Origin of the sequence: Pseudarthrobacter scleromae, from assembly GCF_014644515.1 — a bacterium.
GTDB lineage: Bacteria > Actinomycetota > Actinomycetes > Actinomycetales > Micrococcaceae > Arthrobacter > Arthrobacter scleromae.
In genome coordinates this window covers 223821-238519 of record NZ_BMKV01000001.1, presented here as the reverse complement: position 1 = coordinate 238519, position 14699 = coordinate 223821, and the positions used below count along the sequence as shown (strand labels likewise).

Sequence of the window (14699 nt, the reverse complement as noted above, 5' to 3'; positions counted from 1 at the left end):
CCCGCAATCCGGGATGGCGTCCACCACCGGCCCGCGATGGACCAGCCCGTCGCCGGAGTACGCTTCCACGGCATCTCCCGAAACCAGTTCGTGGCATGATCCGACAACAATGCCATCCCCGTTTGTCATGCTGAGTGGCTGTCCCGCGCCGTGAGCATTTCTGCCAGCTGGCTTGGAGTGGCCCGGGCGGCCGCGAAGGCAACGATAGCCAGCGGCGGGACCGCGACGAAGATTGCGACGAGGACCGCGATCACGGCCTCTGTGGTTGGCATATCCATTGCCCGTTCCTTCCACTTTGCCTTGCCTTGTCCTGTCTCCAGAATGGCGCCGCAAGGTGGACTGCAGGTGTCCCCCGGATGATCATTCCCTGATGTTTAAGGCTTGGTCTTTTCGCGGAAAGGGACAGCAATGCGCGGACCACGACGCCGGAAAAGCAGTGCGGCCCACCCTCCTGTGCCGGAGGGCGGGCCGCACTGATGAAAAAAAGGCGCCAGGAATGCCGCTAGAAGCGGTTGCGCGGAGGCTGCGTCTGCTGGCCGGCGCGGAGCTGCTTTGCCTTACGGGCTTTCTGCACCTTGCTGATGATGGTGGGCAGGAAGAACAAGAACAGTCTTTTCATGACGGTGGTCCTTTCGTTGATGTTCCACGGTCCCGCTGCGGGATCATCCAGGCCCTGGGGGCACCGTCAGATCCCGGCATGTCGAGATAGTAAGCATGGTTACTAAATAGATCCTACGCACAGTGCCCGCCCATCGCGCAAGGCTTCAGCCGGCCCCGAACTCCGAACTAGGTAGCAGCAGATGCTGTTTTGGGGCCTCATAACGACATGTGCTGCTACCTAGTTGGGCCAGCGGCACCCACGGCGAGCGCCGCCGCCACACCCGCCCACCGCCGTCGTCCGCCAGTGCGGCACCGCGCCCCCTCCGCCGCACGCCCCGCCGCCGCCGCCGGAATCACCCCGCAGAAGTGTGGCGCAGCTCACATACCTTTCTGCGTGAGGTTTGGCGGCCCGGCTGCGTCTTATCTGCACAGGCGCACAACAGCGCAGGTTCAACAAAGAGGAGTGATCGCTTTGACTACCCAGACGCAGACCCCCGCAACTGTCGCCGCCAAGACCCCGTCGGCCGGTGTGGCCGCCCCCGCCCAGCCCAAGGGCAAGGACGGGCGCGGCGCCACCACCGTTGACGACGCCGTGGTGGCAAAGATCGCCGGCATCGCCATCCAGGAGATCGACGGCGTCCACGCCCTCGGCGGCGGAGCAGCCCGTGCACTGGGCACGCTCCGGGAAAAAGTGGGCCAGAAGGACCTGACCCAGGGCGTCAGCGTTGAGGTGGGGCAGACCCAGGTGGCCGTTGACGTCACCCTGGTGGTCGAATACCCGCACCCCCTCCAGGACGTGGCGGACCGCGCCCGGGACGCCGTGTACACAGCCATCGAGGACCTCGTGGGCATGGAGGTGACCGAAGTCAACATCACCATCACCGACATCCACGTCCCCTCCGACGACGCCGAAGAAGAGGCCGACCAGGAGCCGAGGGTCGCGTGAGCCCGGCAGTAACGGGCGCCGCCGCCGGGGCTGTGCTGGCCCTGGCGGCCCTGGCCTTCGGCTTCTGGGGATTCCTGCTCACCGCCCTGTTCATGGGGACCGGCGCGGTGCTGGGCCGGGCCGCACAGGGCACGCTGGACGTCGGCGCGGTCATGGACGCCCTCCGTGGCAAGCGCTCCTCCCCATGACACGCCGGGGCTACAACCGGATCTCGCCCGCGGCGCTCCGGCACACCCTGGAGACAGTTGCGGCTGATGCTTTCGGCGTCCCCGGGAAAAACGTTGAGGCAGATCTCCGGGATGACGGTGGCACATTGGGGGCCGCCATCTCGGTGATGCTTCCCCTTCCGCCGCTGCTGCCACCGAGCTCCGGCACAGGCACACCACCCGCAGGGGGCACGCTGTTCGAGCAGACGCGGGCGGCGCGGGACACCATCCTGCGCCGGGGCGCCGACCTCAGCGGGCTGCTGATGGGAACGGTGGACATCACGCTCACCGGCGCCCGGCAGCCGCACCGTCCCAGCAGGGTCGACGGCGGTCCCCAGACGGGTGCGCGCTCCGGCGGTCCCCAAACGGAACCGCACCAGACAGGTCCCCACCATGAACACCACCAGGAAAGGAGGCCGGCATGAACAACCCACGGCTCATTCGCCGCCTGGTGCGGCGGGAGACCCACTCGTCCCGGGCAGCAGTATCGGTCCTGGCCGCAACGGTCCTCCTGGCGTTATGCCTCTGGCTGGCCCTGGAAGCAGTCCTGATGATGGCCGGGGTTCCGGCGCTGCTGGCTTCCCCCGGGGACACAGGACGGTGGCTGGCCGGGCTGCCTGCCGCCACCATTCCGGGCTGGCTGGCTGCCGCCGGCACAGGGATCGCGCTGCTTGGAGTGGTCCTGGTTGTTGCCGGGGTGGCAGCCGGGCGCCGGCCGCGACGGGCCCTGGCCAGTGACCGCTGCGCCGTGGTGGTGGACGACGACGTGATCGCCTCAGCCGTCTCACGCACCGTGCAGCTCAGCTCCGGAGTCGCGCCGGGCCAGGTGACCACCACCGTGGCCGGACGTTCCGCCCGCGTCCAGGTGCGGCCGACGTCGGGCCTTGCGCTGGATGCCGGCGCCCTCACCGCCGCTGCCAGCAGCGAACTGGCGCGGTACGGACTGGCCACGCGCATCACCCCAGCGGTGCGCGTGGCCAGCAGCGGGGCGGTGGGGCAATGAGGAGAACCAACCGCGCCCTGAACCGGACCCTGCTGATCGTGCTTGGACTGCTCTTGGTGGCCGTGGGTGCGCTGGTGGCGGCGGCCGGGTTCCTGCCCGTAGTGGCGGACGCCTGGGCTGCCACCGCGTCCACGCTCCTGGGCCAGGCATCCGCCTTGCTCAGTAGCGCCCCGCTGCCGGGACCCGTCCGCAGCTGGTGGGCTGTTGCCTGGGTGGGCGGCCTCCTGCTGGCCGCGGCGCTGTGCGTCGCATGGATCGCGTCGCAGGGCGGCGGCCGGACCAGGAGGCTTGCACAGGAGGACGACGGCGGCCGCGGCACCACGGTGGTGGACGTCGGGCTGGTCTCCGCGGCGGTAAAGAACGCCACGGCGGACAATCGTCTGGTGGTTGGCACGGCAGTCTCCGCATGGGAACTTCCCCGCGCAACGGGGCTCCAGCTGCGGCTCCAGGCTCGCCAGGGCGCCTCCCCCGGCGATCTTGCCGGGACGGCGGAGGAACTGGTGACAGGAATTGATGCCTGGTTGGGCGATCAGATCCCGGTCCTGGTCCGAATCACCAGCGGCGCCCGGACCGCCACGGCACGGCGGGGCAGGGTGCGGTAGCCCTTCCCGGCCGTGCCGGACACGTCTTCTGCACCACCAGCTGTGCTCCACGACGTTCGCTCCACCCCGCTCTAACCGAAAATTCGCCGCAGCCGCGGTGATGGACGAAAGGAAATGACCATGGGAATCGACGACAAGGCAAACAACGCAGTGACCAACCACGTGGGCGCCGCCAAGGAGGCCACGGGCAAGCTCACCGGCAACGAACGCCTGGAGCGGGAGGGCCAGCAGGACCAGGCCGAAGCCAAGCTCAGGGATGCCGGGGAGAAGGTCAAGGACGCCGCCCGGAAGCTGAAGGACGGCTTCAGCAAGGACTGATGCTCCTGCGCCGGGGAGGCCGGCCCGCATCCGCCGGCCCTCCCCCAGCCGGTTGCACAAGGCCAGTCCCCCGGCAGCACCCACCCCAACACCCCGTCTCACGACGCCCGATGAAAGCAGAAGAAGTGAGTGGATCACCCGCGGCTCCGCACCAACTCGACCTTGTGCCGGACGCCCTTCTGGCCGGCCGGGCAGCCGACGGCGATACAGCGGCTTTCGAGGCCCTCGCCCGGCGCTACGGTCCGCTCATGCGGGCCAGTGCCCGGCGGCTGACGGGCTCCACCGCGGATGCGGACGACATTGTCCAGGACGCGCTGATCCAGGCCTGGAACCAGCTGGACTCGCTCCGGGAGCCGGCGGCCGTCAAGGGCTGGCTGATGCGGATCACCGGCAGCCGCAGCATCGACCACCTGCGCAGGCGCCGCTACGACGCCGGGCTTGACGCCGTCGAAACCACCAGGGACAGCCGCGGGCCGGACGGCGCGGGCTCGTGGCCGGATCCCGAGGCGGCGGCGCTGGACGGGTCCCGGGTTGAGGCGCTGAAAGCGGCCCTGTCCCGGCTCCCGGAGGAGCAGCGCCGATGTTGGGTGCTCAAGGAGTTCAACGGCCAGAGCTATGAGGACATTGCCCGGACGCTGAACATCAGCACCGACAGTGTCCGCGGCAGGCTGGCACGCGCACGGATTGCCCTGGCGAGCACAATGGAGGAATGGCGATGAGCACCCCGAACGGCACGTTCGACTGCGGGCACGATCTCGCGGAACTCAGCAACTACCTGGACACAGGGGAACTGCAGGACCCGGCCCACCTGGACAGCTGCCCCGAGTGCCAGGCCGGCCTGGCCTCGCTGCGGCGGCTGTCCAGCCTGGGCCAGGAACTGCTCGACGCCGATGTTGCCGACTCCGGCAAAGGCACCGACGGCTGGATGCAGAAGATCCTGGGCAACCTGGCCCTGGAGCTCCGGCCGGGCCGGAGCATCCCCCTGCGCGGCGACCACCCCGACGACACCCTCTCGCAGACCGAGGGGGCCGTCTCGGCCCTCATCCGCTCCATCGCGGACACCCTCCCCGGCACCACGGCAGGGCGGTGCCGCCTCCACGGGGACGTCACCACGCCGGGAGACGAGGTCACCGTGGAGGTCCACCTGGCCATCGTCTTCGGCCATCCGCTGGAGGAACGCGCCAGCAGCCTGCGCCGGCAGCTCGCCCGGGAACTGGCGGTGCAGACCGAACTCAACATCACCTCGATCGACATCACCATCACCGATGTCCTGGAGCCCCAGCCCGCGGGCCCGGGAACAGCCGCCGGACTGATGGGACAGACCCCTCCCCAGGAGAAGCCATGACTGAAGCCCTGGTCCCCCAGCCGGGACGCACGCAGGTGCCCGCCGGACTTGCGGCACAGCTGCAGGAAGCAGTCCTCGCCGTCGACGGCGTCAGCGCCACCTACCCGGCGCGTCCGCTCCGCCAGGTGATGGCCGCGGTGGCGAAGGAGCCTGTGCCGCACATCGACGTCGTGCCTTCCGACGACGGGCTGCGCGTCACGGCGCGCATTGGCGTGGCAGCGGACAACGGGCCGGACGTCGCCCGGTCCGTCGCCGGCGCCATCCGCAGCCACCTCGCTCCCCAGCCGGTGCAGGTACACGTGGTGATCGTGACGATGGCCCCGTCAGGAAACGGATAGCCGGCACCGGGCAGTCCAGCCGGCTGCCGGCCCCGAACAACCGGTAGCACCCTCCGCAGACACAGCAAAGGACGAACAATGGCTGACCTCACCGCACTTGCCCTGATTTGCTCCCTCACCCCCTCCCCGGCGCCGTCCAGCAGCGAGCTCATGGCCCGCCACGTGCTGGACGAGCTGGCTACCCACGGCGTGAGCGGGACGTCGCTGCGGGTGGTGGACCACAACGTGATGCCGGGCGTCCAGGTGGACATGGGCGACGGCGACGCGTGGCCGGGCATCCGGGACAAGATCCTGGCGGCGGACATCCTGGTGATCGCCACGCCCATCTGGATGGGGCACCCCAGCAGCATCACGCAGCGGGTCATGGAACGGCTCGATGCGGACCTTGCGGAGACGGACAACGAAGGCCGGCCCATCATGTACGGGAAGGTTGCGGTGGTGGCCGTGGTGGGCAACGAGGACGGCGCCCACAAGACCGTGGCGGACACGCAGCAGGGCCTGAACGACGTCGGCTTCACCCTCCCGGCGCAGGGCGCCACGTACTGGGTGGGCGAAGCCATGCAGACCGTGGACTACAAGGACCTGAAGGCCGTGCCCGAGAAGGTCGCCTCCGCTACCGCCGGCGCTGCCCGGAACGCCGCGCACCTGGCCCGGTTCCTCCGCACGTCGCAGTATCCCGCGGGGTAAGGGGAACGACGGCGGGCCGCCGGGGGTGGGTGCCCGCCTGGGTTCGCTACGCCGGCCTAGCTGGCAGGCGGCTGCCCGCCGCCGCTCCCCAGGAACGCCCGGATCTCCTCAGCCATCCGCCGGGACTGGGTCCAGTGCAGGTAGTGATGGCCCTGCAGTGGCACAATCTCGTGGCGGTCCACGTTCGCCAGCAGGTTCTCCGCGGATGACAGCTTGGTAGCAGTGGAATCGTCGCTTTCATCAGCTATGAAGGAAAGGACCGGCAGGTCACTCGGGAAGGTCACGCCCCTCAAGGCCGCCGCGTTGTTGGCTATCCGGGCCGTTTCGTCAGCTACGGCCGGGTTGCCAAAGTTCCAGCTCATCATCAGGCGCATGCGGTGCAGTTCATCGCCGGTGTAGGCGTCACTGTCCGGATCGAGCAAGCCGGGGGCCACAAAGGTCACCGCGCGCACCATCCCTGTGACGGCCAGGGCCCGTTCCACGCTGAAGCCCGGCTCCGGTTCCGGAACCTGCCCATCCCCGGGTTTTGGGATGGTCGCATCGATGCCGACCACTGCGGACACTTCCGCCCGGTACCGGTTGGCGTAGTCAAGCATGTAGAAGCCGGCAATCGAGTGCCCCGCCAGGACGTACGGCTGCCTGACCTGGAGACTGGCCAGGACTTCGTGCAGTTCGGAACTGATGATTTCGTTGCTCCGCGGAGGCCCGTCCATGTCGCTGTAGCCGTATCCCAGGCCCTCGACCACCAGGACGTCAAAGCCGCCCAGCTCACGTATCAGCGGGGCAAAGTCAAGGCCCGGAGCCGGGGTGCCCAGGCCGCTGAGAAAGACAATCGGCTGACCCTCTCCCCCGTTCCGGTACACGTTGAGGACGCCGCCGTCCACCGGGACGCGTTCGCCGTAGGCAGGAATGCTCGACTTCTCCGCCCCCTCCATTGCCGCGTTGATCGCCGTCGACATTAGAAGCAGCCCAAGCGCCACAAGCGCGGCGATGCCGAGCCTGCGCAACCAGCGCCGCGGCTTCTTCCGGGGCACGGAAACGGCGATGTCCCGTGCCCCGGAAGCCCTTCTACCAAGGACGCGCACAGCCGCCCGGCATCAGGCAGGCTTGGCGAAGGTAGCTGCGCTCATGACCTCGTAGCCAACGAACGCCTCATCGCCCTCAACCCACGCGTCATGGCCGGCCGGAATGGTGTACGCGTGGCCGGGGCTGACCGTGGCCCGCGATCCGTCCTCCATTTCCACGGTCAGTGTTCCGGCGGCGCAGATTCCCACATGGTTCACCTGGCACGTGTCCGTGTGGACCACGGTCTTGACGGTCTCGGACCACCGCCAGCCCGGCTCAAAGGTGAACCTGCCGAGCGTTGTGTCACCGAGGGTCACCACATCCACCTGGGTCTTGGGCGGACGGCGCTTTTCATCGGGCTGGTCGAATGACTTGGCTTCCAGGGCGTTGACGGTCATTTCCTTCTCCTGACAGGAAGGGTGTGGGAACTACGCATCCGGAGCGCCCAGACAGCCCCGGGTTTCGGTTGGCGGGCCTGCGATGGGCCGCGGCCGCCAGCCACTGGCACCCAGCGCTATCAGAGTGCGCCCGCGGGTGGTCCGTGTCAATATGCCCTGCCACCGGCGATCGGGGCTAGGCTTCCGGGATGGGACTCATCATCACACTGCTTATTATCTGGCTCGTTCTGTCCATCCTGGGCTTCGTTATCGAAGGGCTGCTGTGGCTGGCGCTGATCGGCCTGGTGCTGTTCGCGGCCACCGCCGTTTGGGGCTGGCTGAAGCGCAGAACCAGGGCCTGACCCGCTCCGGCGCTGCCCGCCCAAGGTGAGGCGCCGCCGTCATGCGCTCCTGCCCGGGGCTGCCCGCCCAAGGTGACGCGCCGCCGTGCGTTCCTGCCCAGTTACTTCCCGGGGCACCCGGGCGGCGCGCCGCGCACGACGGCGTGTCCCGGCCCAGGTGGGCATGGCCCCCTGAGCAACTGGGCAGGACCGCACGGCAGCCCCGGCCTGCACGCACCTCACCGGCCCAACCCACGTCGGCCGGTCCGCTGCCGGGGCTGCCCGGTTGCTTCCCGGGGTGACGCGCCGCCGTCGTGCGTTCCTGCCCGGTTACTTCCCGGGGCACCGTCGCGGCGCGCCGCGCACGACGGCGTGTCCCGGCTCAGGGGGCCTGGCCCCCTGACGAACTGGGCGGGACCGCACGCAGCCGGGGGTGACGCGCCGCCGTCGTGCGTTCCCGCCCGGTTACTTCCCGGGGCACCGGGGCGGCACGCCGCGCACGACGGCGTGTCCCGGCTCAGGTGGGCATAGCCCCCCTGAGCAACTGGGCGGGACCGCACGCAGCCCGGGAGAATACGGGCGGAATGTGAGGTCTGTTTCATCTGGCGGACTGCGCCGTGCTGCGGTGGTACCGTGGCGCCTATGCACCTGAAGGCTTACCAGCGAAGCCCCCACCCTCAGCGCCGAAGGAAAAAACCCAGGGCGGTGCTGGCCGGGTACAGCCGGTCCCTGGCGGAACTCCAGGGCAAGCAGGTGTCCACCCTCCGACGGCTGGCCCACAAGCTGGTTCCACGGCACCCGGCGCAGCTGATCGCCCTGGGATTCGTCCTTGCCATCGCGGCAGGGACTGTGCTCCTGATGCTGCCGGCAGCCGCAACGGGACCACAGCCGGCGTCACTGCTGGAAGCCCTGTTCACCGCAACATCCGCCGTGTGTGTCACCGGGCTGATCACGGTGGACACCCCGGTGTTCTGGACAGGCTTCGGGCATGCGGTCATCCTGGTGCTGATCCAGATCGGCGGGTTCGGCGTGATGTCCTTCGGTGCGCTCCTGGGCGTGCTGACTGCCCGCCGCCTGGGCCTGCGGTCCCGGATGCTGGCCGCCACGGAGACCAAGAGCACCGGCTTCGGCGACGTGCGCCGCGTCCTGATCGGCGTCCTGCTGATCACCGTCATTGTGGAGACCATCCTGGCGGTGCTCCTGATGCTCCGCTTCCTCCTGGGTTACGGCTACACGCCCGGCGAGGCCCTGTGGCACGGGGTGTTCCACTCCGTGTCCGCCTTCAACAACGCAGGTTTTGCGCTGTACTCGGACAGCCTGATGGGGTTTGTGGGCGACCCGTGGGTGTGCCTGCCCATCGCGGGTGCGGTGATCATCGGCAGCCTGGGCTTTCCCGTGCTCTTCGAGCTCCGCCGCCAGTACCGCCGGCCCGTCTACTGGAGCATGCACACCAAAATCGTCCTGGCCGGCAGCGCCGTGCTCCTGGTTGGCGGGACCGTGTTCCTCACGGCCGCGGAATGGACCAACACCGCCACCCTGGGCGGGCTGCCGCCCGAGGACCGCATCCTGGGCGGATTCTTCCAGTCCGTGATCACCCGCACCGCCGGGTTCAACAGCGTTGACATCGGCCAGATGCACCCCGTGTCCTGGCTGGGCATGGACATCCTGATGTTCATCGGCGGCGGCCCGGCCGGCACCGCAGGCGGCCTGAAAATCACCACCTTCGCCGTGCTCTTCTTCATCCTGGCCACGGAACTCCGGGGCGACACCGCGGTGAACATCTTTGGCAAGCGCCTTTCCCGGGCCGTGCACCGCCAGGCCATCACCGTGGTGCTCCTGGCCATCGCCCTGGTGACGGCGTCCACAATGTTCCTGATGATGATCACGGACTTCGGCCAGGAACGGATCCTGTTCGAGGTGGTGTCCGCCTTTGCCACCGTGGGGCTGTCCACCGGCATTACGGCCGGAATGCCTCCCGCCGGGCAGGTGGTGCTGATCCTGCTCATGTTCATCGGCCGGCTTGGCCCCGTCACGCTCGGCACCGCGCTGGCCCTCAGGAAGCGCCCCATACTGTACGAAAACCCGAAGGAAAGGCCCCTCATTGGCTAAGGACATCTTCACCCGCAGGGGCGAGCGCGCCGCGCACCCCGATTCCGTGGCCGTTATTGGCCTGGGGCGCTTCGGCGGCTCCCTGGCCCTGGAATTGGAGGCCCAGGGCACCGAGGTGCTGGGGATCGACAACAACGAGGACATCGTGCAGTCCTACAACGGGCGGCTGGCCCATGTGGTCCGTGCCGACTCCACGAAGGAAGAAGTCCTGCGGCAGCTCTCCGTCCACGAGTTCGACCGGGCCGTGGTGGGCATCGGTTCGGACCTGGAGGCGAGCATCCTCACCACCTCCCGGCTGCTCACCTTCAAGCACCCGCAGATCTGGGCCAAGGCCATCAGCGAGCCGCACGCGGAAATCCTGGAACAACTCGGCGTGCAGCACGTCATCCGGCCCGAGCACGACATGGGCCGGCGGGTGGCGCACCTGGTCCGCGGGTCCATCCTGGACTACGTGGAATTCGAGGACGACTTCGTGATGGTCCGCACCCAGCCACCGGCGGATGCCCGGGACCGGCCCCTGGGCGTGCTGGGCCTCCGGGACAAGTACGGGATCACCATCGTGGCGGTCAAACGGCCGGGCGGAACCTGGCAGCACACCACCGCCCAGACCGTGCTGTACGACGACGACCAGATCATCGTCCAGGGCACCAAGAACCTGGCTGAGCGGTTCAGCAGCCGCCCCTAGTTTGGCCCTGACGCACCGCGGCGGTCTGCGGCGCTTATGAGTATCCGCCGCTAGTTCCCCGGCACGAATACGTTGATGTTGTCTCCATCGTCCTGCACCAGCGCATCAGGCTGTTGCCGGGAGACGACGTAGACCTCAACGTAATCCCCGGCCGAGCCGGCAAAGTTCAGTGCCAGGAGGACATACATGGTGATCCGGTAATCAGCCGGGACCGTCAACAGTGCGGCGAGGAGGACACCTCCCCAGACGATGCACGGCGCGAGTGCCACCACCACGGCAGTCCGCCGGGTGAGGTAGGCACGGTTCCCCGTTGTCAGGAAGGGGAAGCGCACCGCATAGGTGGGGCGGACCCTGGTCAGCAACTGCAGGACGACGCCGTGGGTCGCCTCGTGCGCAGCCATGTACGCCAGGCAGGCGAGCAGGGTCACCGGAACTGTGACGAGGGGACTCAAGCCTGACCCGAGCGGCAGGCCAAGAAGCAATGCAGCGGAAACTGCCAGGAGCGCCACCAGAACGAAGATTCCCTGCACTGCCGCCGGGAGCTTTCCGTCCTTCTTGAGGTTGACGGTCCGGTGCGGCCGGTAATCCGGCGGTAGTTCCACTGTGTCCGACGGGATTTGACCGTGCATGCCGTCTCCATTCCCCCTGCGCACCGTAACCGTTCGTCCCATACTGCCGGAGCCGCGGGCTCGGGACTAGTGCCCGGCGCCGAGCTTCCCGCCCAGGCGCTCACGCATGGTGGTGCTGGCATCGTTCAGGCCGACGATCTTCACGTCCTTGCCGTGGTGCCGGTACTTCTCGGTAATGGCGTCCAGGGCTGCGATGGTTGAGGCGTCCCAGAGGTGCGAGGCGTGCATGTCGATCACCACAAACTGCGGGTCCAGCGCGTACTCGAACTGGGTGTAAAGATCGTTGGACGAGGCGAAGAACAGCTCGCCGTTCACCGTATAGGTGGCGGTTTCATGGCCCTCCACGCCGGTGACCGTCCGTTCCACGGTGACGAAGTGGGCCACCCGGCGGGCGAACATCACCATCGCCACCAGCACACCGACGCCGACGCCGATGGCCAGGTTGTGCGTGGCAACAGTGACCACGACGGTGGCCACCATGACCAGGGTTTCGCTCTTGGGCATCATCTTCAGCGTGCGCGGGTGGATGCTGTGCCAGTCGAACGTTGCCCAGGATACGAAGATCATCACAGCAACCAGGGCGGCCATGGGAATGACGGACACGACGCCGCCGAGCACCACCACCAGGATCAGCAGGAACACGCCGGCCAGGAAGGTGGAGATCCGGGTCCGGGCGCCCGAGGCTTTGACGTTGATCATGGTCTGACCGATCATGGCGCAGCCGCCCATTCCGCCGGTGAAGCCGGTGACGATGTTCGCCACGCCCTGCCCCCAGGCCTCGCGGCTCTTGTGGGAGCGGGTATCGGTGATGTCATCCACGAGCTTGGCGGTCATGAGGGACTCAAGGAGCCCCACGAACGCCACGGCCAGGCCGAAGGGGAAGATGATCTGCAGGGTCTCAAGGGTGAACGGCACGTCCGGAATGAAGAGCGAAGGCAGCGAGTCCGGCAGCTCGCCCTTGTCCCCCACCGTGGGAACGGCGATGGACGCCAGGACGGTGATGAGCGTGAGGACCACGATTGCCACGAGCGGCGCGGGGACGGCCGTGGTGAGCTTGGGGAGTCCGAACACGATCACCAAAGCCAGCGCCGCCAGGGGGTACACCAGCCAGGGAACGCCCAGCAGTTCGGGCACCTGGGACATGAAGATCAGGATGGCCAGGGCGTTGACGAAGCCCACCATCACGGACCGCGGGATAAAGCGCATCAGCTTCGCCACGCCGGACAGGCCCAGGATCACCTGGAAAATACCGCCGAGGATGACGGCGGCGATGAAGTAGTCCACTCCGTGGGACTTCACCAGCGGGGCTATCACCAGGGCCACCGCGCCGGTGGCGGCCGAAATCATCGCCGGGCGGCCGCCCACGAAGGCGATGGTGACGGCCATGGTGAAGGAGGCGAACAGGCCCAGGCGGGGATCGACGCCGGCGATGATCGAGAAGGCGATCGCCTCCGGGATCAGCGCCAGCGCGACCACGAGTCCGGCGAGGACTTCCGTTTTGAGACGTCGCGGGGACTTCAACGTCTCCCGGACAGACTGGAGCTGTTCCGGTGTGTAGGCGGGGGCATCCGCGGCGGTTTTGACGGCCATTGCTGGCTCCGTTCATGGTCAGGAAGGCGCAGGGCGGCGCCTCCATTTTTCGAAGAATGAAGGGGCGCAGCCTTGCGCCGGGACGTCGGGAGTCCGCTCAGGCGTCTCACCAACCGGAACCAACCCTACCCTAACGTGATGGTAGGGTTGAACGCGGATATTACGGAGGCCCACGACATGACAGCACGAACCGGTACTTCCACCATGCACATTGGCGAATTGGCGGAACGGACAGGTTTGTCCCTGCGCACCATCCGCCATTACGACGACGTGGGGCTGCTTCCAGCCACGGCCCGCACCGAGGGCGGCTTCCGGGTGTATTCAGAAGACGACGTCGAGCGCCTCATGGTGATCAAGCAGATGAAGCCCCTGGGGTTCTCGCTGGAGGAGATGGCCGACATCCTCGAGCTCTTCTCCTCGCAGGAGACAGGGTCCGCCGGTGACGCGCAGGCCAAACTCGCCGCGTACCTGGAGAAGGCCGTGGCTGAACGCGCCAAGATGGCCCGCAACCTGGCCCAGGCCGATCAACTCATCGAACGGCTCAGCGGCCGCGGCTGACAATCGACGCTCTGCAGCACCGAACCGCCGCGGCCGGGCTGCCCTCGGCGCCCCCAAATAAGCGCCAATGACAACCCTGTCGCTGGACAAGGGCCGGTCAGCCCTCCCAGTGATCGAAGCTGAACCCGCACGCGCACCGGTAGGTGAGCAGGCCGCCGTCGTTCTTTGCTGCCAGCCCTTCGCCCGGCGCCGCTACCAACTGCATGGGCTCGCCGCAGTGGACGTGCGTGGCCAGCATCCGCCGCAGCTGCGGGTCTTCCGCCCGCCCTGCACGGGATCCGCCCCTGCCGCCGGCGCGTCGAACCGCCAGCGGAATCTGTGAATGTGTCATGGCCGCCACCTCCACCTAGTCCAGCGAGGCCAGGAGGTCGGTGCAGGCCTGCTCACAGCGGCGGCAAGCCTCAGCGCATACCTCGCAGTGGCGGTGCATGGAGGCGTGCTGGCCGCACTCCTCCGCGCAGGCACGGCAGGCGATGCGGCATGCTTCCAGCACTGCCCGGGTGATGCCGACGTCGTAATTGCCGTGGCGGGAGAGGATCTTTCCGGTGGCGGCGCAGATGTCGACGCAGTCGAGGTTGGTGCGGATGCACTTGGTGAGCTCGGCCACCATGTCCTCGTTCAGGCATGCGTCGGCGCATGCGGTGCATGTTTGTGCGCAGTCGAAACATGCCTGGATGCATTCCACGAGCTTGGCTTTGTCGATGCCCGCCACATCCTTGGGGTAGGCGTCCAGCATGGACTGTACATGTGTCATTGGTATCTCTTTCCAGGTCAATACAGCAGGTAGAGGTGTAGTGGAACGGCGAACCGCTCCTACGTCCTGCTGATGGAAAGATCCACCACCGTGAGCGCCGGCAGTTCCGGCTCCGGCGGCACGTCACTGGAATGGAGGCTGCCACCGGGCAGCCGCTGGATCAACGACGGCGGATCCACCGCACCGGTCCGCACCGGGACCGGTTCGCCGCGGGGCGCCTTACTCCGCTCGCCCTCTTTCTCGAGTCCCGCAGGCTCGGACGGGCCGGCCTCGTGGATCACGCGGACGGACTGCGACGCTGAGGCTGAAGGCTCTGCCGGGCCGGCTTCGGTTATTGCCTCAAGCGGCTCTTCGCCGGCGGTTTGTCCGCCCGCTGACTGCACCGGGCTGTGCCCGGGGACCAGCGCGTACCGGCTGCCGGCCGTGTAGGAAGCAGCACCGGCAATCAGCAGGACCAGGAGCAGCCATACGAAAACGCCCCGCAGCGCACCAAGGCAGCGAAGCAGTCCAAACGCAGACGAACCCAGTGTGGCCATCACCACTTCC

22 protein-coding genes are annotated in these 14699 nt (G+C 67.8%); 14 read left to right on the top strand and 8 right to left on the bottom strand.

Annotation, left to right across the window (positions count from 1 at the left end; genetic code table 11):
- Positions 1-125: 125 nt before the first annotated feature.
- Positions 126-272 carry a hypothetical protein gene (locus tag IEX33_RS01130; RefSeq protein WP_188727048.1) on the bottom strand — a complete coding sequence of 49 codons (147 nt, stop codon included), beginning with the start codon at positions 270-272 and terminating at the stop codon, positions 126-128.
- An 800-nt stretch (positions 273-1072) separates the two neighbouring features.
- On the opposite strand from IEX33_RS01130, the gene IEX33_RS01125 reads away from it, so the two are divergent.
- From IEX33_RS01125 to IEX33_RS01080, 10 genes are all read left to right on the top strand, one after another.
- Positions 1073-1546, top strand: coding sequence for an Asp23/Gls24 family envelope stress response protein (locus tag IEX33_RS01125; protein WP_188727046.1), 474 nt, complete (start codon positions 1073-1075; stop codon positions 1544-1546).
- Positions 1543-1734, top strand: a complete 192-nt coding sequence (locus tag IEX33_RS01120) for a DUF2273 domain-containing protein (protein WP_188727044.1) — start codon at positions 1543-1545, stop codon at positions 1732-1734. The genes IEX33_RS01125 and IEX33_RS01120 overlap by 4 nt, the downstream gene beginning before the upstream one ends.
- Complete coding sequence (locus IEX33_RS01115) at positions 1731-2177, top strand: hypothetical protein (RefSeq protein ID WP_188727042.1); 447 nt, start codon at positions 1731-1733, stop codon at positions 2175-2177. The genes IEX33_RS01120 and IEX33_RS01115 overlap by 4 nt, the downstream gene beginning before the upstream one ends.
- Positions 2174-2755: a hypothetical protein gene (locus IEX33_RS01110; protein WP_188727040.1), complete on the top strand. Its 582-nt coding sequence runs from the start codon at positions 2174-2176 to the stop codon at positions 2753-2755. Before IEX33_RS01115 ends, IEX33_RS01110 begins: the two co-directional genes overlap by 4 nt.
- A complete protein-coding gene (locus IEX33_RS01105; RefSeq protein WP_188727038.1) occupies positions 2752-3357 on the top strand; it encodes a hypothetical protein in 606 nt (201 codons plus the stop codon). The genes IEX33_RS01110 and IEX33_RS01105 overlap by 4 nt, the downstream gene beginning before the upstream one ends.
- Positions 3358-3477: 120 nt before the next feature.
- On the top strand, positions 3478-3675 hold the full coding sequence (locus IEX33_RS01100) for a CsbD family protein (protein WP_188727036.1): 198 nt from the start codon (positions 3478-3480) through the stop codon (positions 3673-3675).
- A 125-nt stretch (positions 3676-3800) separates the two neighbouring features.
- Positions 3801-4394, top strand: a complete 594-nt coding sequence (locus IEX33_RS01095) for an RNA polymerase sigma factor (RefSeq protein ID WP_229675171.1) — start codon at positions 3801-3803, stop codon at positions 4392-4394.
- A complete protein-coding gene (locus IEX33_RS01090) occupies positions 4391-5020 on the top strand; it encodes an anti-sigma factor family protein (protein ID WP_229675170.1) in 630 nt (209 codons plus the stop codon). The genes IEX33_RS01095 and IEX33_RS01090 overlap by 4 nt, the downstream gene beginning before the upstream one ends.
- Positions 5017-5358 carry a hypothetical protein gene (locus IEX33_RS01085; protein ID WP_188727032.1) on the top strand — a complete coding sequence of 114 codons (342 nt, stop codon included), beginning with the start codon at positions 5017-5019 and terminating at the stop codon, positions 5356-5358. Before IEX33_RS01090 ends, IEX33_RS01085 begins: the two co-directional genes overlap by 4 nt.
- Positions 5359-5436: 78 nt before the next feature.
- The gene (locus IEX33_RS01080) at positions 5437-6045 is read left to right on the top strand and encodes a flavodoxin family protein (RefSeq protein WP_174178043.1); all 609 of its coding nucleotides are present in this window, start codon (positions 5437-5439) and stop codon (positions 6043-6045) included.
- Positions 6046-6101: 56 nt separating this feature from the next.
- Here the strand turns inward: IEX33_RS01080 and IEX33_RS01075 are convergent, their stop codons facing one another.
- Both IEX33_RS01075 and IEX33_RS01070 read right to left on the bottom strand, forming a co-directional pair.
- Positions 6102-7079 carry an alpha/beta fold hydrolase gene (locus IEX33_RS01075; protein ID WP_229675169.1) on the bottom strand — a complete coding sequence of 326 codons (978 nt, stop codon included), beginning with the start codon at positions 7077-7079 and terminating at the stop codon, positions 6102-6104.
- Between the two features lie 63 nt (positions 7080-7142).
- Positions 7143-7508 carry a cupin domain-containing protein gene (locus IEX33_RS01070; RefSeq protein WP_104184564.1) on the bottom strand — a complete coding sequence of 122 codons (366 nt, stop codon included), beginning with the start codon at positions 7506-7508 and terminating at the stop codon, positions 7143-7145.
- Between the two features lie 188 nt (positions 7509-7696).
- On the opposite strand from IEX33_RS01070, the gene IEX33_RS01065 reads away from it, so the two are divergent.
- From IEX33_RS01065 to IEX33_RS01055, 3 genes are all read left to right on the top strand, one after another.
- Positions 7697-7849 carry an LPXTG cell wall anchor domain-containing protein gene (locus IEX33_RS01065; RefSeq protein WP_188727030.1) on the top strand — a complete coding sequence of 51 codons (153 nt, stop codon included), beginning with the start codon at positions 7697-7699 and terminating at the stop codon, positions 7847-7849.
- A 621-nt stretch (positions 7850-8470) separates the two neighbouring features.
- Positions 8471-9937 carry a TrkH family potassium uptake protein gene (locus IEX33_RS01060; protein ID WP_188727029.1) on the top strand — a complete coding sequence of 489 codons (1467 nt, stop codon included), beginning with the start codon at positions 8471-8473 and terminating at the stop codon, positions 9935-9937.
- Entirely contained in the window at positions 9930-10622 is a 693-nt protein-coding gene (locus IEX33_RS01055) for a potassium channel family protein (protein ID WP_188727027.1), read from the top strand. The genes IEX33_RS01060 and IEX33_RS01055 overlap by 8 nt, the downstream gene beginning before the upstream one ends.
- A gap of 50 nt (positions 10623-10672) precedes the next feature.
- On the opposite strand, the gene IEX33_RS01050 is transcribed toward IEX33_RS01055, so the two are convergent.
- Both IEX33_RS01050 and IEX33_RS01045 read right to left on the bottom strand, forming a co-directional pair.
- On the bottom strand, positions 10673-11251 hold the full coding sequence (locus tag IEX33_RS01050) for a DUF3267 domain-containing protein (protein ID WP_188727024.1): 579 nt from the start codon (positions 11249-11251) through the stop codon (positions 10673-10675).
- Positions 11252-11317: 66 nt separating this feature from the next.
- Positions 11318-12841, bottom strand: a complete 1524-nt coding sequence (locus IEX33_RS01045) for a SulP family inorganic anion transporter (protein ID WP_188727022.1) — start codon at positions 12839-12841, stop codon at positions 11318-11320.
- 177 nt (positions 12842-13018) lie between these two features.
- Between IEX33_RS01045 and IEX33_RS01040 the strand changes: the two genes are divergently transcribed.
- Positions 13019-13399, top strand: a complete 381-nt coding sequence (locus IEX33_RS01040; RefSeq protein ID WP_188727020.1) for a MerR family transcriptional regulator — start codon at positions 13019-13021, stop codon at positions 13397-13399.
- A 97-nt stretch (positions 13400-13496) separates the two neighbouring features.
- On the opposite strand, the gene IEX33_RS01035 is transcribed toward IEX33_RS01040, so the two are convergent.
- Genes IEX33_RS01035 through IEX33_RS01025 form a run of 3 tightly spaced genes read right to left on the bottom strand, consistent with a single transcriptional unit; the run spans position 13497 to position 14689 of the window.
- Positions 13497-13730, bottom strand: a complete 234-nt coding sequence (locus IEX33_RS01035) for a hypothetical protein (protein ID WP_188727018.1) — start codon at positions 13728-13730, stop codon at positions 13497-13499.
- Between the two features lie 15 nt (positions 13731-13745).
- A complete protein-coding gene (locus IEX33_RS01030) occupies positions 13746-14153 on the bottom strand; it encodes a four-helix bundle copper-binding protein (RefSeq protein WP_104184579.1) in 408 nt (135 codons plus the stop codon).
- Between the two features lie 59 nt (positions 14154-14212).
- Positions 14213-14689: a hypothetical protein gene (locus tag IEX33_RS01025; RefSeq protein ID WP_188727016.1), complete on the bottom strand. Its 477-nt coding sequence runs from the start codon at positions 14687-14689 to the stop codon at positions 14213-14215.
- Between the last annotated feature and the right edge of the window lie 10 nt (positions 14690-14699).

Excerpts from the sequence above, each read along its gene's own strand:
- IEX33_RS01130 (WP_188727048.1), bottom strand. The coding sequence starts at position 272 with ATGCCAACCACAGAGGCCGTGATCGCGGTCCTCGTCGCAATCTTCGTC.
- IEX33_RS01115 (WP_188727042.1), top strand. The coding sequence starts at position 1,731 with ATGACACGCCGGGGCTACAACCGGATCTCGCCCGCGGCGCTCCGGCAC.
- IEX33_RS01110 (WP_188727040.1), top strand. The coding sequence starts at position 2,174 with ATGAACAACCCACGGCTCATTCGCCGCCTGGTGCGGCGGGAGACCCAC.
- IEX33_RS01105 (WP_188727038.1), top strand. The coding sequence starts at position 2,752 with ATGAGGAGAACCAACCGCGCCCTGAACCGGACCCTGCTGATCGTGCTT.
- IEX33_RS01100 (WP_188727036.1), top strand. The coding sequence starts at position 3,478 with ATGGGAATCGACGACAAGGCAAACAACGCAGTGACCAACCACGTGGGC.
- IEX33_RS01090 (WP_229675170.1), top strand. The coding sequence starts at position 4,391 with ATGAGCACCCCGAACGGCACGTTCGACTGCGGGCACGATCTCGCGGAA.
- IEX33_RS01085 (WP_188727032.1), top strand. The coding sequence starts at position 5,017 with ATGACTGAAGCCCTGGTCCCCCAGCCGGGACGCACGCAGGTGCCCGCC.
- IEX33_RS01080 (WP_174178043.1), top strand. The coding sequence starts at position 5,437 with ATGGCTGACCTCACCGCACTTGCCCTGATTTGCTCCCTCACCCCCTCC.
- IEX33_RS01070 (WP_104184564.1), bottom strand. The coding sequence starts at position 7,508 with ATGACCGTCAACGCCCTGGAAGCCAAGTCATTCGACCAGCCCGATGAA.
- IEX33_RS01065 (WP_188727030.1), top strand. The coding sequence starts at position 7,697 with ATGGGACTCATCATCACACTGCTTATTATCTGGCTCGTTCTGTCCATC.
- IEX33_RS01060 (WP_188727029.1), top strand. The coding sequence starts at position 8,471 with ATGCACCTGAAGGCTTACCAGCGAAGCCCCCACCCTCAGCGCCGAAGG.
- IEX33_RS01050 (WP_188727024.1), bottom strand. The coding sequence starts at position 11,251 with ATGCACGGTCAAATCCCGTCGGACACAGTGGAACTACCGCCGGATTAC.
- IEX33_RS01045 (WP_188727022.1), bottom strand. The coding sequence starts at position 12,841 with ATGGCCGTCAAAACCGCCGCGGATGCCCCCGCCTACACACCGGAACAG.
- IEX33_RS01040 (WP_188727020.1), top strand. The coding sequence starts at position 13,019 with ATGACAGCACGAACCGGTACTTCCACCATGCACATTGGCGAATTGGCG.
- IEX33_RS01035 (WP_188727018.1), bottom strand. The coding sequence starts at position 13,730 with ATGACACATTCACAGATTCCGCTGGCGGTTCGACGCGCCGGCGGCAGG.
- IEX33_RS01030 (WP_104184579.1), bottom strand. The coding sequence starts at position 14,153 with ATGACACATGTACAGTCCATGCTGGACGCCTACCCCAAGGATGTGGCG.
- IEX33_RS01025 (WP_188727016.1), bottom strand. The coding sequence starts at position 14,689 with ATGGCCACACTGGGTTCGTCTGCGTTTGGACTGCTTCGCTGCCTTGGT.